The sequence below is a fragment of the Burkholderia territorii genome, assembly GCF_902833055.1.
Lineage (GTDB): Bacteria > Pseudomonadota > Gammaproteobacteria > Burkholderiales > Burkholderiaceae > Burkholderia > Burkholderia territorii.
Genome location: NZ_CADFEJ010000002.1, coordinates 199,947 through 215,124, shown reverse-complemented (window position 1 = coordinate 215,124; position 15,178 = coordinate 199,947). Strand labels below are relative to the sequence as shown.

The window sequence follows — 15,178 nt, the reverse complement described above, 5'->3', positions numbered from 1 at the left end:
CCATTCGAGAATTCGTTCGTTTTCAATTGGCCGTACGAATCGTATCGTCGAGCGATTTGCCGGTCGTGGTGGTCGGCACGGCTGGCTGTGCGGTGTGCGCATGCAGCGGCCAGTCTTGGCTTTTACACCGATGCCTGCATGACGCGCGCGGCCGATTCCGGCATGCGTGGTGCCGTCTGCCGATGCACTTCGCTGTTTCGTCGCTTCATCGTATTTTTGGTTTTGCCGCGTCGCGCGCATGGGCCGACCGTCGTGCGACGCCGCTTCCCGCAACCGTCTCTTTCAACGGAACCCGCCTCGATGAAAACCGTTCTCCGTAACGTGACTGCCGCCTGCCTGTTCGCCGCCGCGGGTGCGGCATTCGCCACCGCCGCACCGCAGGGCGCCGCCGTATCCAGCCCGTCGGGCGACGGCGCGCATCTGCCGCCCGGCATCGCGTGGCAACAGGGCGACGTCGACGCCGCGTTCGCGCTCGCGAAGCGCACCGGCAAGCCGCTGTTGCTGTACTGGGGCGCCGTGTGGTGCCCGTCGTGCAACCAGGTGAAGTCGACGATCTTCAGCCAGCAGGCATTCAAGACCCGCTCGTCGTTCTTCGTGCCCGTGTATCTCGACGGCGATACCGAAAGCGCGCAGAAGCTCGGCGAGCGCTTCAAGGTGCACGGCTATCCGACGATGATCCTGTTCCGCCCGGACGGCACCGAAGTGACGCGGCTGCCGGGCGAGGCTGACCTCGAGCGCTACATGCAGGCACTGTCGCTCGGGATGACGGCCGCGCATCCGGTGCGGCAGACGCTTGCGACGGCGCTGAACGACGGCGCGGCCCTGACGCCGGCCGAATGGCATCTGCTCGCCGACTATTCCTGGGACACCGATGGCGCGCTGCCGGTGCCGGCGGAGCGCGTCGCGGTGACGTTGCAGACCTTGTCGCAACGTGCGCGCGCGGCCGGCGCGAAGGCGGACGCCGCGCGGTTCGCGCTGAAGTCGGCGGTGGTGGCGGCATCGGATGATCCGGTACCGGCGGGCGCACTCGACAAGCCGGCGCTCGCCGATGCGCTGCGCGCGGTGCTGCGCGACCCCGCGCTCGCGCGTGCCGATTCCGACGTGCTCGTCGCGGCGCCCGCGCGAGTGGTCGCCTACCTTGGCGGCGACGCCGCGCAGCGCGCGAAGCTGCGCGATGCGTACGACACGGCGCTCGCGCGCCTGTCGACCGATACGACGTTGTCGTCGATCGATCGTCTGATGGCGCTGCACGGCCGCGTGCTGCTTGCGCGCGGCGACGCGCACGACGGCGCGCCGCTCGCCGCGCCGGCGCTGCTCGATACCGCGCGCAAGCAGATTGCGGCATCGGTGCAGGGCGCCGCGAATGCGTACGAACGGCAGGCGCTCGTCAGCGAGGCGGCGGACACGCTGACCGATGCCGGCCTGTACGACGAATCCGACGTCTTGCTGAAGGCCGAGTTGCCGCGTTCGGCGACGCCGTACTACTTCATGTCGGGATTGGCCGCGAATGCGAAGGCGCGCGGCGACAAGGCCGCGGCGCTCGACTGGTACCGGAAGGCGTACGACGCGGCGAGCGGCCCGGCGACGAAGCTGCGCTGGGGCGCGACCTATTTCGCGAATGCGGTCGCGCTGGCGCCGGACGATTCGGCGCGAATCGAGGCGATTGCCGCGAGCGTGCTCGCGCAGGCCGGCAAGACCAAGGATGCGTTTTACGGGGCGAACCTGCGTGCGCTGACCAAGGTCGTCACGCAACTGAATCGCTGGCGCGGCGGCGGCGCGCACGACGCGTCGGTCAGGTCGGTGGTGAAGCAGTTCGACGGGGTGTGCGCGAAGTTGCCTGCGGGCGACCCGCAGGCAGCGGCATGCGCGAAACTGATCGAGCCGGTCAAGGCGTGATGGCGTGCGACGCAGCGATCGGATGGAGCTGCCGCGTCTTGATGGCGATCAGTGGCTCGACTCCGACGAGGCGCTGCGGTCGCTGCCATAGCCTGCGCGCTCCTGCTGGGCGATCTTCGCTTCGGCGGAGACGATGCTGGCCGGGTAGAACCAGTCGCTCGGCTGGAAGCCCGCCTGCTTGAGCGCTTTCACTTCGGCGTGGACCTGCGCGCGCGTGAGCGGCGGGTTCGACTGCGCTTGCGCAGCGAGCGGGGCGGATACGGCCAGGGCAACGGCAACTGCGTGAATCAGGCGCTTCATGATCGTGACCTCCATGTTTCCAACTGGCCGCCCGCTTTCGTTCGACGAAGCGGCGGTGGTTGAAAGCAGTGTAGGCGTGGCCACCTTTGGGAAAAATGCGATCGCGCCCAACGCAGTGTTCTGCTGCCGGTAACAATGGATGACGGGCGCGCACGGTGCCGGACAGCGGTGCATGGCGAGCATCGGGCCGTCCGGGCTGCGCGGCGATGTCGCGCCGAGGCGCGCCGACCGGCAGGGTACGAACCGGAGGATGCGACCGCCGCCGATCCGCGCCGGCTTGCGTGCCGAGCTGGCGGGAAGGTACGACGCGTCGCGACCGGCATTGCGCTGCGCTGACTGCATTGGCGATGCCGGGGCGATTGCCCGGCTGCGGCGCGCAGGAACAGGCCCTCGGGCGGCGTTCGAAACGCCGCCCGATACGGAGATTCAGACGAGGCCCGTCGTGTAGTACACGGCGATCACGAAAAACACCGCGAGCGTCTTGATCATGGTGACCGCGAAGATGTCGCGATACGACTCGCGGTGCGTGAGGCCCGTGACCGCCAGCAGCGTGATGACCGCGCCGTTGTGCGGCAGCGTGTCCATGCCGCCGCTGGCCATTGCGACGACCCGGTGCAGCACGTCCATCGGAATGTTGGCCGCCTGCGCGCCCTTGATGAACAGGTCCGACATCGCGGCGAGCGCGATGCTCATGCCGCCCGACGCCGAACCGGTGATACCGGCGAGCGAGCTGACCGACACGGCCGCGTTCACGAGCGGGTTCGGAATGCTCTTCAGCGCGTCGCTGACGACGAGGAAGCCCGGCAGCGCGGCGATCACGCCGCCGAAACCGTATTCCGATGCCGTGTTCATCGCGGCGAGCAGCGCGCCGCCGACGGCGGCCTTCGAACCGGCCGCGAAGCGGTCGCTGACGCGCTTGAATGCGGTCAGGACGACCAGCACGATGCCGAGCAGCAACGCGGCCTCGACCGACCAGATCGCGACGACGGTCTTGATCGACGTCGTGACGGGCGCGTGTACGCCCGGCAGCACGTCCGGCGCGACCGTGTACGACGCAGTGCCGTACCACTGCGGGATGAGCTTCGTGAACGTGAAGTTCGACACGCCGACGAGGATCAGCGGCAGGATCGCCAGCGCGGGATGCGGCAGTGCCGCTGCTTCGACGCGCTCCGGCTCGTTGACGAGCGACGTGCCGTAGCCTTCGCCCTTCGCCATCGCCGAACGGCGGCGCCATTCCAGATACGAGAGGCCGACGACGATGATGAACAGCGAGCCGATCGTGCCGAGCGCGGGCGCGGCCCACGCGGTCGTCTTGAAGAACGTGGTCGGGATGATGTTCTGGATCTGCGGCGTGCCGGGCAGCGAATCCATCGTGAACGAGAACGCGCCGAGCGCGATCGCACCGGGCATCAGCCGCTTCGGAATGTTGCTCTGGCGATAGAGTTCGGCCGCGAACGGATACACGGCGAACACCACGACGAACAACGACACGCCGCCATAGGTGAGCAGTGCGCATACGGCGACGATCACCGCATTCGCACGCGAGCGGCCGATGTAGCGGATCGCAGCATGGACGATCGACTCGGAGAACCCGGACAGTTCGATCACCTTGCCGAACACGGCGCCGAGCATGAAGACCGGGAAATACAGTTTGACGAAGCCGACCATCTTCTCCATGAAGATACCGGAGAAGACCGGTGCGACGGCGGCGGGCTCGATCAGCAGGACGGCGCCGAGCGCGGCGATCGGCGCGAACAGGATCACGCTGTAGCCGCGATACGCGGCGAACATCAGGAACGCCAGCGCGGCGAGGACGATCACGAAAGACAAGGGAGTCTCCTAATAGCTTGGAATGGCTTTGGTTGTTGTTCGATCGCGGGACGCGCCGCGAACCGGCCCGGGTTCGTGCAGGTTTCGTGCCATCGGCCGGATTGCGCCGCCGGACGTGGATCCGGCGCAGCTCGGCGGGCCCGCGCCGGCCAATGTCTGAGGATTCTACATAAATCGTCTCGAACCGGAGACGATTCGGCTGCCAGGACTGCCTCCCGAGTCAGGCAGGGCTTTCCCGGACAAGGCCTTCCACGATGTCTCCAAAGTGAGATACTGCGTCTCTTTCTGGAGACATCCAGCCAAGCATACGCGGAGACGACGACACGATGATGAACGACCTGATCCGCCTGCCCGTCAACTACGGCGACGTGCTGCGGCGTGCCGCCGAGTCGCTGTTCCGGACCTTCGAGGATTCGAGTGCGGGCACGGTGGTCGTCGACCGCGACGCGCGGGTCGTGTGGATGAACGAGCGTTATGCGGCGCGCTTCGGGTTCGCCGATCCGCAGCAGGCGGTCGGCCTCGACTGCGAGGCGGTGATTCCGAACAGCCTGATGCGCGAGGTCGTGTCGACCGGCCAGCCGATCCTGCTCGACATCATGGAGACGGGCCGCGAGCCGCTCGTCGTCACGCGCCTGCCGTTGAAGAACGAGGCGGGCGAGACCGTCGGCGCGATCGGCTTCGCGCTGTTCGACCAGTTGAAGACGCTCACGCCGATCTTTTCCCGCTACGCGCAGCTTCAGCAGCAACTGATCGCGACCCAGCGTTCGCTCGCGCAGGCACGCCGCGCGAAATACACGTTCGCGAGTTTCGTCGGCACGAGCGCCGCCAGCCTCGAAACGAAGCGGCAGGCGCGGCGCGCCGCACAGGTCGATTCGCCGGTGCTGCTGCTCGGCGAGACGGGCACCGGCAAGGAACTGCTCGCGCATGCGATTCACGCGGCATCGGCGCGCGCGCTCCAGCCGCTCGTCACCGTCAACGTGGCCGCGATTCCCGACACGCTGCTCGAAACCGAATTCTTCGGCGCGGCGCCGGGCGCCTATACCGGAGCCGATCGCAAGGGGCGCGTCGGCAAGTTCGAGCTGGCCGACCGCGGCACGCTGTTTCTCGACGAGATCGGCGACATGCCGCTGCCGCTGCAGGGCAAGCTGCTGCGCGTATTGCAGGACAAGGAGTTCGAGCCGGTCGGCTCGAACCGGATCGTGCGCGCCGACGTGCGGATCATCGCCGCGACCTCGGCCGACCTGCCCGCGCTGGTCGAGGCCGGCCGTTTTCGCGCGGATCTCTATTACCGGCTCAACGTGTTGACGATCCATGCGCCGCCGTTGCGCGAGCGCGCGTCCGACATCGCGGCGCTCGTCTACGCGACGCTCGAGGAGCTGGCCGCGCAGCACGGTCGCGCCGCGCACTGCGAGCTGACCGACGATGCGCTGCGGATGCTGTGTGCGTACCCGTGGCCCGGCAATGTACGGGAGCTGCGCAACACGCTCGAGCGTGCGCTGATGCTGTCGGATCGCTCGGTGATCGATGCGGGGGCGCTCGCGCCGTTCCTTGGGCCGGTGCGTGCGGTGCCGGATGGCTTGCCGGCAGGCACGCGGGGTGCTCCGTCGCCGGTCGGCCGGGATGCGGGCGATGCAGCGAGGGCACCCGGTGCGGCGGTCGTTTCGTATGCCGATGCATTGGCCGCGTGGGAGCGCCAGTTCCTGATCGACGCGCTTGCAGCCTGCGACGGGAAGGTAGTGGAAGCGGCCGCGCGCATCGGTATCGGCCGGGCGACGCTGTACAAGAAACTGACGGCGCTCGGAATCGGTCGGTAGCCGGCAGCGGTGGATGCGTCCGGACATGACGAGCGGCACTGAAGTGCCCGACGGGAGACGACCATGAAGCGAATCGCAATTGCCGGATGGCTGGCCATACTGGCGGCGACGCCCTCGCTCGCGCACGCGGGTGACGCGGACGCGCCCGAGGTACGGCGCAACTGGTACAACGATCCGTTCGTCGCGCTGTCCCACGGTTTCGCCGAATGCCCGCTGCCGCTCGGCCCGTGGATGACGCGCGCCGAGATGGAAGACGACGCGCATTACCGCGTCGAGCGCGGGACCACCTGCTGGCTTGCTCATCGCTGCACGAAGCCGAATTCCTACATGTACGACGCACCGATCGCCGACGCAGCGAAAGCGCATTTCGCGGGCTCCGACCGTTTGCAGGGCACGAGCCTGTGGATCACCGTGCAGCGGCGCTTCATCTATGTCGAAGGGTGTGCCGATCCGGCATTCGATCGGCAGGCGCTGGCGCGCGAACTCGGCGCACTTCCCGACGTCGAGCAGGTATTCGTTCGCATCACCGACGATCCGCACCGGGCCGTGCCGTACAAGACGCGCGGGCGGCCGGATCGGACGCCTGACTGAACAGAGGACGGCAGTGCATGGCATACTCGCGGCATTAAAAAATCGGTTGACGGAAAGAACAATGAAACACATGCTTGCGTCGGTCTGTCGGTGGCCTCGAATGCATTGGCGTCGGGCCGGATTGTTGGCCCTGGTTGCGGGGCTCGGCGGGTGCGGCGGCGGGGCGCCACTGTTTACTTCGGACGGGCGCCCGACTACGCAGGTGCAGTGCACCGGGAGCGACTGGAGCAATTGCACGGACAACGCCCGGGCCATTTGCAATGGGGAATTCGACGTTCTCCAGCAATCGACCGATGATGCCGTGCGAAATCTTCTCTTCGCATGCAAGAAGAAAAGCGGTTATTGATCCCGACATGACCGGATAAGGACAGGTAATCGGGTGAAGCGCTTTTCTATTCGCTTGGAGTCGGCTATTTTTCATGAATAACACTCACGGAGTCCCATCCATATGGCGACCTACAGGCAACTGACAGCGCAACTCGAAAGACTTCAGCAAAAGATCGACAAGGAACGCGAAAAGGCGATTGCCGAGGCAATTGCTACCATTCGGGCCAAAATCGAGGAATACGACATTACCGCGGAAGAACTCGGCTTTCGACCGATCGGTGCCGCCGGTGCTTCGAAACCGAAGCGTCCGTTGCCGCCGAAGTACCTGAATCCGAAGACCGGCGAAACGTGGAGCGGCCGCGGACGGGCGCCGGCGTGGCTCGGCAAGAACCGCGCGCGTTTTCTGATCAAGGACTGACTCCCGAAAATCCTCACCTTTCGTGCGCTGACTGACGGTGCGAACGACCATGCGGTCGTCGCACCGTTTTGTTTTGGGCCGCCGGAGCGCGAGTCGAAATCGTGAATGGGCCGGCAATGCCGCACGATTGATGCATGCCGTCTATTGCGAAATTGCCGCGATTCGACCGGATATCGCCGCGAATTCCCGTAAACAAACCCGCATTTACGCCGCATGCGTGCGTTGGCATTCTCGATCTGAACGGTGCCCGCATACCGCCGATTGCGATCACCTCTCGCGTATTCGCGCTGCGAGTCGCGCAACTCCCGAACATGCTCACCATGCCTCCCGTAAATCCTCACCTTTGAAGTGGCGACCGGATGACCGCCTCGTGCCGTTTTCGCCCGTTGCATCGTGCGAAGGCGTCGGCGACCGGCCCATGTTGCGGGCATTGACGCGCGTCGCACAGTCGGCCGTTCGGCATATAGGCAGCCGCATCGGGTTCGCCTATGCTTGGAATTCGCGTCGCCCGGCGCACGGCCATCCGGCTCGTGCGTCGGTCGGGTCGTCTTTCGTTACCGTATGGAGCCGATGTGACCGTTCGCCATCTCGATGCGCTGTTCCAGCCCAGGTCCGTTGCGGTCGTCGGTGCATCGTCGCGCGCGGGAAGTATTGGTGCAATGGTGTGGGCGCGCGTGCTCGACGGTGCGTTCGAGGGGCCCGTGTGGCCCGTCAACCCGAAGTATCGCGAGCTGAACGGGCACGTTGTCGTGTCGGATGTCGACCGGCTGCCCGCGCCGCCATCCGTCGCGGTGATCTGCACGCCGCCGGCCACGTGGGCCGGCATCGTACGCAAGCTCGGCGAGATCGGTACGCGCGTCGCGGTGATCGTCGGCGAGGCGCGCACCGACGCCGATCGCTCCGCACTCGATCGCACGCTCAAGGCGGCCAAGCCGTTCGTGCTCCGTATCGTCGGGCCGGGCAGTCTCGGCGTGCTGTCGCCCGCGCGGCATGCGCATTTCGGCGCGCCGGCGTATACGGCGCGAGCGGGCGGTGTCGCATGGGTGTCGCAATCCAATGCGCTGACGAATGCGGTACTCGGCTGGGCCGATGCACGAGGCCTCGGTTTCTCACATGTTGTCGCGCTGGGTAGCGAGGCCGACGTCGATGCGGGCGACGTGCTCGACTACCTCGCGAGCGATCCCGGCACGCGCGCGATCCTGCTCGAGCTCGATACCGTATGTGCGGCGCGCAAGTTCATGTCGGCCGCGCGTGCGGCGGCGCGCAACAAGCCGGTGCTCGCGCTGCGCACCGGGCGCGCCGATCCCGGCGATGCGCTTTACACGGCGGCGTTCCAGCGTGCGGGGATGGTGCGGGTCGATGCGCTCGACGATCTGCTCGACGAGATCGAGACGCTCGGTGTCGGGCGCGTCACGGCGCGCGGCGCGGCGACGCTCGTGACCAGCGACGCAGGCGTCGCGAAACTCGCGGTCGATGCGGTCGCGGAGGTGCGCGATGTGCTGGCCGACTGGCCGGCCGAGGCAACGTCGGCGGTTGCGGCCGCGCTGCCGCATTTGGCGGGCCCACGCAATCCGCTGACGCTCGGCGACAATGCGCGCCCCGAGCATTTCGGCGCCGCCATCAAGGCGCTCGCACCGTTTCCGCAAACGGGCACGCTGTTCGTCGTGCATTCGACGTCCCATAGTGCGCCGGCCGAGGCGGTCGCGCGCACGCTGATCGAGTCACGGCAGTACGCGTACCGCGGCATCCTCGCGTGTTTCTTCGGTGCGGTCGACGCCGCGACGCGCGACGCACTGCACGCGAACGGCATTCCCGTGCACACCACCCCGCAGCGGCTTGCGCGCGCATATGCGCGGCTCGTCGACTACAACCTCGGGCGGCAGTTGCTGATGCAGACGCCCGAGGGCACGCCGCTGCAGCCGGCCGAGTGCATTGCATCCGCGCAGGCCGAGGCCCGACGGATGGTGGAGGCCGGCGAGCATGAACTGACCGGCGAAGCGGCGTTGCGCTGGCTGTCCCACTTCGGCGCGCATGGCGAGCCGGCCGATGCGCCGGCGGCCGCCAGAATCGTCGACGTCACGGTCGACATGTACGACGATTCGAATTTCGGCCCGGTGTTTCGTTATGCCGTGCCGCCGGCCGACGGCGTATCGGCGCCGTTCGTCGTATACGGGTTGCCACCGCTGAACACGGTGCTCGCCCGCGCGGTGATGGAGCGTTCGCCATATGCGCGCCGCGCGCCCGTCGAACCCGCGCTCGACGCGCTGACGGCGCTGTCGCAAGTCGTTTGCGACGTACGCGAGGTCGTCGCGATGTCGGTCACGCTGCGCGTGCTGTCCGACCGTGCATACGTGGTCGCGCCGCGCATCACGCTGGCGGCCGGGCGCAGCCGGCTCGCGATCATGCCGTATCCGCGCCATCTCGAGCAGACGCTCGAGTGGCGCGGTGAGACCGTGACGATCAGGCCGATCCGTCCGGAAGACGAGGAAGCGCACAACGAGCTGCTTGGCGCGATGACGCCCGACGATCTGCGGATGCGTTTCTTCGGTGCGGTGCGCAGCTTCGATCATTCGCAAGTCGCACGGATGACGCAGATCGACTACGACCGCGAGATGGCCTTCATCGTGTCGCTTACCGATGTGTCGGGCCGGTCGCACACACTCGCGGTGGCCCGCGCGGTTACCGATCCCGACAACGAGACGGCAGAGTTCGCGATCGCCGTGCGGCCCGACCAGAAGGGCAAGGGGCTTGGGCGACTGATGATGACCCGCATCATCGACTACACGCGATCGCGTGGCACCGCATGGATGGTAGGTGAGGCGCTGCGCGAGAACACCGCGATGATCTCGCTGGCGAAATCGTGCGGTTTCGAGGTGTCGACGACCGAGGAACCTGGTGTGGTGGGGTTCAGGATGAAGCTGCAACCGTAATCGCGACGACGAGCGTGCTCGAACCTCCGACGGTATCGTGCGCAGTCGCCGCGGAACGCGCGATGTCGGTGATGCACGGTCGCGATTGGGCGAATCGGGTGTAATTGGGAGTGCAGATCGTTCCACTCTTTGCCTTTCGATATGCGGATCGGTACGACGCTCGCTTCGCGACCTGCTGGAAGGAGTGAGCGCCTCGACTTGCGGCGTTCGTAGCAGGCGATGGCATGCGCGTTGACCTCCGCATATCGCCGGTCCCGGCGCCATGTTCCGGCGCACAAACGCGCGCATTGCCCACCTGCTCCATCCGAAACGGAACAAAGGTGAGACTTTCCGGGAGCGGTAAGGTGAGCCGATTCGGGAGCATCCGGTGAGCCTTCGCGGGAGCTGCCGGTGAGCCCTTGCGGGAAGCCCCGGTGAGCCTTTCCGGGAAAGGGGCGGTGAGCGTTTGCGGGATGCGTTGGTGAGGACGTTCGGGAGCGCCCGGTGAGGGTTTTCGGGAACTGAGGTGAGCTTTTACGGGATGCTGCGGTGAGCGCTTGCGGGAGGCTTCGGTGAGACTTTTCGGGAGTGCGTGCCCGCAGTGCTCCGGCTGGCGCGGCGCAGCTTTTGCCTGCGTCCGCGCCGGTGCGGGCACGCATGAACCGTGCCCGCGATGGCGATTACGCGGCGAGTTTCGACGCTGCGTCGTTCACCTGGTCACGCGAAATCGCGAGTTCCGCGAGGTGCGCGTCGGCATAGACGCCGCCGGTTTCGCGCTCGAGGCGGGCGATCGTCAGCGCGCAACGCGCGGTGTCCTTCGGCATCGCGATGAAGCGCTTGACCGATTCGCCGGACGTAAATGCATCGAACAGCGCGGCGCGCACGTCGTCCGGAAGCGTCTTGGTCCATTGATACGGCTTGCCGTTGAACGTGATCGACGGCGGCAGCGTGCGCTCTTTCTTGGTGGCCGTGATGAGGCCGTAAGTGCGCGCGGCCTCGCCGATCTGCTCGGGCGAGAAGAGTTCGTCGGGCGTGATGTCGAACTGCTCGATGTAGTTCTCGATCGCCCGCATCGCTTCGGCACGGTCGTCGCGCTTCTTCTGCGCGCGCGCGACGATGTCGCGCAGCTCGTCCGCTTCCTCGGGCGTGATCGTGAAGCTCGCCTGCTTCTGCTGAAGTTCGGAGAAACGCTGGAATTCTTGATCGTTCAGAAGTTTGGCCATGACATCCATCGGACACGGCGGCCGCGACAGCCGGCCGCCGTAGTTTTTGAGAGGGCCGCTATTCTAGCGTAGCGCGGCGTGCGGATCGCACACCGCAGGCATCGGCGCGCGCGCCTGCCCGACCCGCTCGCCGTGTGGCCGAACGACTGCCGCACCCGAAGGTCGAGCGCGGCGAGCGTGATCGACGATCAGGCGATGTTCAGCACGTTTGCGCGCGGCACATCGACAACTGGCCTGCCGCATCTCGCAATCGTGCGACGACCACCTCGATCGACGGCGCCATATGCGCATCGATCCGGCGCATGTACGGGCAGGTCAGCACCGCGATCGCATGGCCGGCCGGGCCGAGGATCGGCGCGCTCAGGTCGGTCACGCCGTACGCCTGTCGGCTGTCCTGGCGTATGTAACCGGACTGCCGAATGGACTGGCACGCGTGCGCGAGTTCCTGCTCGTTCATCGGCGTTTCGCCCTTGACCTTGCGATGCTCGGCCAGCATGTGCGCACGCTGCTCGGAACCCTGGAACGACAGCATCACGCGCCCCGACGCCGTATCGGCGAGCCCGACGCGCGAGCCCAGCCGCACCGATACGCCCCATGGGCCGGGGCCGTCGACCTGCGCGATCACGAGCAGGTTGCCGCGGTCGTAGACGGTCAGATGGCACGACTGTTCGGCCGCGTCGGCGAAGCGCTGCATCAGCGGCAACGCCTCGGCGATCAGCCGGTTCATCGGTGGATGCCGATGCGCAAGCGCGAACAGTTTGAGGCTGAGCGTGTAACGGTCGCCGCCGCTCGAGCGCATCACGTAGCGGCGTGCGACGAGACGTTCGAGCATCCGGTAGATCTCGCTCGCGTTGCGGCCGAGTTCCTTCGTGATTTCGGTGCGGGTGAGTCCTTCCTTTTGTTCAGACAAGAGTTCGAGAATGTCGAGACCCTTGTCGAGCGCGGGTGCGCGATAGCGGTCGGCTGTGCCCATCGACTCCCGTGCGTCGCTGCCGGGGAGCAGGTTATTGGTCGTTTGCATCATGGGGTAGGAAGTCCGGGGTTGCCAATCGGTGGCGACGCACGCTGGCCTGATTTGCACGCGGAATCCGTGAAGCCGCATGCGGATGCGACTGCCATCCGCGCGAGCTTAACAACAAACATTCAGTGTGCAATGCAGCGTCTTTTTACCGATCGTTACCCAGCAAGAACGGATCACGTAGCGTTCCCGATGACAGGGTCACAAGAAATATTCGCAATCCATTCCTCGGATCGAATGACGGCGGCATTCGGCGTAAAAGCCGAATGTGCGGCGAGCGCCGATGCTGCGGCGCAATCTCCGCAGGCGCACCAATAGTCGGTATCCGTCGCGCGCCATTTCACGGCGGCCCGCCGGTGGTACAAAGAGCGGCGGGCCAGCGACGGCGCTGCCGCGCGTGATGCCGGCCGCCACAGGCCGCCACATGTCGCGGATGCTGCGTCGTCGTCGCCGATGCGCAGACCGGCGGCCGCCTGCTCGATGCGCGTCGCACTTCGGTGCGGCGCCGCGATCGCTGCGCCTGCGCGAGCCTCGCGTGTCGTTTGGCCTGCCGGATGCGGCGCCGACGCGCGTCATCGACGATCGACATTCAGTCCGGCGCGTGGCCGTCAGCGGTCGCGTCGGCCGGTATCCTGTCACATTCGACAACAGAGGTTGAGCACGATGAAACTGCTTCGCTATGGCCCGTCCGGCCAGGAAAAGCCCGGCATCCTCGATGCGGATGGCCGCATCCGCGACCTGTCCGCGCACGTGCCGGATCTGGCCGGCGACGCGCTGTCCGACGCCGCGCTCGCGCGCGTGCGCGCGATCGATCCGGCCACGCTGCCGCTCGTGCCCGGCGAGCCGCGCATCGGCGCGTGCGTCGGCCGCGTCGGCAAGTTCATCGGCATTGGTCTGAACTATGCCGATCACGCGGCCGAGGCCGGCATGCCGGTGCCGAAGGAGCCGGTGGTATTCGGCAAATGGACGAGTTCGATCTGCGGCCCGAACGACGGTATCGACATCCCGAAGGGTTCGGTGAAGACGGATTGGGAAGTCGAGCTCGGCGTCGTGATCGGTGCGACGTGCAAGGACGTCGGCGAGGCGCGCGCGCTGGATTACGTCGCCGGCTATTGCGTCGTCAACGATGTCTCCGAGCGCGAGTGGCAGATCGAGCGCGGCGGCCAGTGGGACAAGGGCAAGGGCTTCGACACGTTCGGCCCGATCGGCCCGTGGCTCGTGACGCGCGACGAGGTGCCCGATCCGCAGTGCCTCGACCTGTGGCTCGAGATCGACGGACACCGCTACCAGAACGGCAACACGCGCACGATGGTGTTCACCGTCGCGCAACTGATCGCTTACCTGTCGGCCTGCATGACGCTGCAACCGGGCGACGTGATCACGACCGGCACGCCGCCGGGCGTCGGGATGGGCATCAAGCCGTCGCCTGTGTTCCTGAAGGCAGGGCAGACGGTGCGCCTCGGGATCGAAGGATTGGGCGAGCAACTGCAGCGCACGCGCAACGCGCAGTAGGCAATTCGCGGCACGGGCCGGATCGCGCGCGTAATCGACCGGGACCAGGCCGCGCCATCCGACCATCCGCCGCGTCGTTGCCGTAATTGCCTGCGGTAGCCATGTACCAAAGACCAGGGCCCGATTCCTCATCACGCGGAATCGGGCCCTGGTCGCTTACCGGTGTCGGTACGAACCGAATCAGACGACGTTGTCCAGTTCGCAGTGGGCTTCGAGCCGATACCCGTCGGGATCGACGACGAATGCGGCGTAGTAGCCGGGGCCGTAGTGCTCGCGTTTGCCCGGCCCGCCATTGTCCTTTCCGCCGTGCTGGAGCGCGGCGCGATAGAACGCATCGACTTCCACGGGCGACGATGCGCGAAACGACACGTGCAATCCTGAATCGGGATCGGCGACGACCGGACGCGCCGCGTGCTGCAACCACAGCACCGGTTCGCTGGTGCCGTAGCCGAGGGATCCGTCGTCGCTGTACAGCCGCTTGTAGCCGAGCGCGCCGAGCGTGTTGTCGTAGAACGCGCGGCTGCGGTCGATCTGGGCAACGCCGAACGAAAGGTGATCGATCATCTGTGGCTCCTTGAACTGAAGGGGGGACGTCAGTGCAGCAAACCTTTTTAACCACCATGCCGGTTATGTTAGAAAGCGTCCGCGCGCTTGTCAACCGGCATGGTCGTTAGATACGATCGCGGCATGAGCAAAACGCAACCTTCCGTCACGGCGGACTGCCTGATTCCGGCGCTGTCCGACACGCTGAGCATCGACTTCGCGAATACGCTGTACTGGCGCGGCGCCGATACGCCGACCGAAACCTTCGGCACGCTGGACGACCTGTTCACCTGGTGCCGCGAGCACGCGGGCGTGCCGGCCGGCCTGGCCGACGCGTGTCGTACACACGTGAAGAAGAAAGAGGGCGAGCCGGCGATGCTGGCGCTCGCGCTCGCGTTGCGCGAGGCGCTGTATCGGCTCTTTCATGCGCAAGCCGAGCGGCGCGAGCCGCAAGCGGACGATCTCGCGCTGCTGGGCGGTTTTCTGGCGGAAGCGGCGCCGCGCGTCGCGCTCGCGCAGATCGACGGCGGCTATGCGTGGCGGATCCGCGGTGCGGACGCGACGCTCTCCACGCTGCTGAGCCCGGTGCTATGGTCGGCAATGGACCTGCTGGGCAGCGCGCGACTCGCGAAGGTCAAGCGCTGCGCGAACGATGCGTGCCAATGGCTGTTCATCGACGACAGCAAGAACGGCAGCCGCCGCTGGTGCTCGATGTCGTCGTGCGGGAATCGCGCGAAGGCTTACCGCCACTATCACAAGGCCGATTGAAGGCGGCGCGCGTCATGCGTACCCTGGCC

At 66.5% G+C, this 15,178-nt stretch carries 13 protein-coding genes; 8 read left to right on the top strand and 5 right to left on the bottom strand.

All coding sequences use genetic code 11. The features are described from left to right. Window positions 1-300 precede the first annotated feature (300 nt). On the top strand, window positions 301-1,896 hold the full coding sequence (locus HW466_RS05550; protein WP_174905527.1) for a thioredoxin family protein: 1,596 nt from the start codon (window positions 301-303) through the stop codon (window positions 1,894-1,896). 48 nt (window positions 1,897-1,944) lie between these two features. Here HW466_RS05550 and HW466_RS05545 read toward each other — a convergent pair whose 3' ends face one another. Then, the gene (locus HW466_RS05545) at window positions 1,945-2,196 is read right to left on the bottom strand and encodes a DUF4148 domain-containing protein (RefSeq protein ID WP_059543515.1); all 252 of its coding nucleotides are present in this window, start codon (window positions 2,194-2,196) and stop codon (window positions 1,945-1,947) included. Between the two features lie 426 nt (window positions 2,197-2,622). Beyond that, the gene (locus HW466_RS05540; RefSeq protein ID WP_060347147.1) at window positions 2,623-4,026 is read right to left on the bottom strand and encodes a GntP family permease; all 1,404 of its coding nucleotides are present in this window, start codon (window positions 4,024-4,026) and stop codon (window positions 2,623-2,625) included. Between the two features lie 326 nt (window positions 4,027-4,352). Here HW466_RS05540 and HW466_RS05535 point away from each other — a divergent pair, with 326 nt between their 5' ends. From HW466_RS05535 to HW466_RS05520, 5 genes are all read left to right on the top strand, one after another. After that, window positions 4,353-5,840, top strand: a complete 1,488-nt coding sequence (locus HW466_RS05535; protein ID WP_151004872.1) for a sigma-54 interaction domain-containing protein — start codon at window positions 4,353-4,355, stop codon at window positions 5,838-5,840. A gap of 63 nt (window positions 5,841-5,903) precedes the next feature. Continuing rightward, window positions 5,904-6,431: a BON domain-containing protein gene (locus HW466_RS05530; protein WP_059501441.1), complete on the top strand. Its 528-nt coding sequence runs from the start codon at window positions 5,904-5,906 to the stop codon at window positions 6,429-6,431. 61 nt (window positions 6,432-6,492) lie between these two features. Beyond that, window positions 6,493-6,777: a hypothetical protein gene (locus tag HW466_RS31810; protein ID WP_230938246.1), complete on the top strand. Its 285-nt coding sequence runs from the start codon at window positions 6,493-6,495 to the stop codon at window positions 6,775-6,777. Window positions 6,778-6,879: 102 nt separating this feature from the next. Next, on the top strand, window positions 6,880-7,176 hold the full coding sequence (locus tag HW466_RS05525; protein WP_059448934.1) for an H-NS histone family protein: 297 nt from the start codon (window positions 6,880-6,882) through the stop codon (window positions 7,174-7,176). A gap of 572 nt (window positions 7,177-7,748) precedes the next feature. Beyond that, complete coding sequence (locus HW466_RS05520; protein WP_151004874.1) at window positions 7,749-10,106, top strand: bifunctional acetate--CoA ligase family protein/GNAT family N-acetyltransferase; 2,358 nt, start codon at window positions 7,749-7,751, stop codon at window positions 10,104-10,106. Window positions 10,107-10,765: 659 nt separating this feature from the next. On the opposite strand, the gene HW466_RS05515 is transcribed toward HW466_RS05520, so the two are convergent. Together HW466_RS05515 and HW466_RS05510 are read right to left on the bottom strand one after the other, a co-directional pair. Beyond that, window positions 10,766-11,317: a hypothetical protein gene (locus HW466_RS05515; protein ID WP_059448936.1), complete on the bottom strand. Its 552-nt coding sequence runs from the start codon at window positions 11,315-11,317 to the stop codon at window positions 10,766-10,768. 190 nt (window positions 11,318-11,507) lie between these two features. Continuing rightward, window positions 11,508-12,329: an IclR family transcriptional regulator gene (locus HW466_RS05510; protein WP_059501700.1), complete on the bottom strand. Its 822-nt coding sequence runs from the start codon at window positions 12,327-12,329 to the stop codon at window positions 11,508-11,510. A gap of 660 nt (window positions 12,330-12,989) precedes the next feature. Between HW466_RS05510 and HW466_RS05505 the strand changes: the two genes are divergently transcribed. Then, window positions 12,990-13,838, top strand: a complete 849-nt coding sequence (locus HW466_RS05505) for an ureidoglycolate lyase (protein WP_174905526.1) — start codon at window positions 12,990-12,992, stop codon at window positions 13,836-13,838. 180 nt (window positions 13,839-14,018) lie between these two features. Here HW466_RS05505 and HW466_RS05500 read toward each other — a convergent pair whose 3' ends face one another. Beyond that, window positions 14,019-14,402, bottom strand: coding sequence for a VOC family protein (locus HW466_RS05500; protein ID WP_059448938.1), 384 nt, complete (start codon window positions 14,400-14,402; stop codon window positions 14,019-14,021). A gap of 99 nt (window positions 14,403-14,501) precedes the next feature. Here HW466_RS05500 and HW466_RS05495 point away from each other — a divergent pair, with 99 nt between their 5' ends. Beyond that, window positions 14,502-15,149 carry a CGNR zinc finger domain-containing protein gene (locus HW466_RS05495; RefSeq protein ID WP_151006542.1) on the top strand — a complete coding sequence of 216 codons (648 nt, stop codon included), beginning with the start codon at window positions 14,502-14,504 and terminating at the stop codon, window positions 15,147-15,149. Window positions 15,150-15,178: the final 29 nt, after the last annotated feature.

What these genes read in the sequence shown, in the direction of transcription:
- HW466_RS05550 (WP_174905527.1), top strand. Translation starts at nt 301, where the DNA reads ATGAAAACCGTTCTCCGTAACGTGACTGCCGCCTGCCTGTTCGCCGCC.
- HW466_RS05545 (WP_059543515.1), bottom strand. Translation starts at nt 2,196, where the DNA reads ATGAAGCGCCTGATTCACGCAGTTGCCGTTGCCCTGGCCGTATCCGCC.
- HW466_RS05535 (WP_151004872.1), top strand. Translation starts at nt 4,353, where the DNA reads ATGATGAACGACCTGATCCGCCTGCCCGTCAACTACGGCGACGTGCTG.
- HW466_RS05530 (WP_059501441.1), top strand. Translation starts at nt 5,904, where the DNA reads ATGAAGCGAATCGCAATTGCCGGATGGCTGGCCATACTGGCGGCGACG.
- HW466_RS31810 (WP_230938246.1), top strand. Translation starts at nt 6,493, where the DNA reads ATGAAACACATGCTTGCGTCGGTCTGTCGGTGGCCTCGAATGCATTGG.
- HW466_RS05525 (WP_059448934.1), top strand. Translation starts at nt 6,880, where the DNA reads ATGGCGACCTACAGGCAACTGACAGCGCAACTCGAAAGACTTCAGCAA.
- HW466_RS05515 (WP_059448936.1), bottom strand. Translation starts at nt 11,317, where the DNA reads ATGGATGTCATGGCCAAACTTCTGAACGATCAAGAATTCCAGCGTTTC.
- HW466_RS05510 (WP_059501700.1), bottom strand. Translation starts at nt 12,329, where the DNA reads ATGCAAACGACCAATAACCTGCTCCCCGGCAGCGACGCACGGGAGTCG.
- HW466_RS05505 (WP_174905526.1), top strand. Translation starts at nt 12,990, where the DNA reads ATGAAACTGCTTCGCTATGGCCCGTCCGGCCAGGAAAAGCCCGGCATC.
- HW466_RS05500 (WP_059448938.1), bottom strand. Translation starts at nt 14,402, where the DNA reads ATGATCGATCACCTTTCGTTCGGCGTTGCCCAGATCGACCGCAGCCGC.
- HW466_RS05495 (WP_151006542.1), top strand. Translation starts at nt 14,502, where the DNA reads ATGGTCGTTAGATACGATCGCGGCATGAGCAAAACGCAACCTTCCGTC.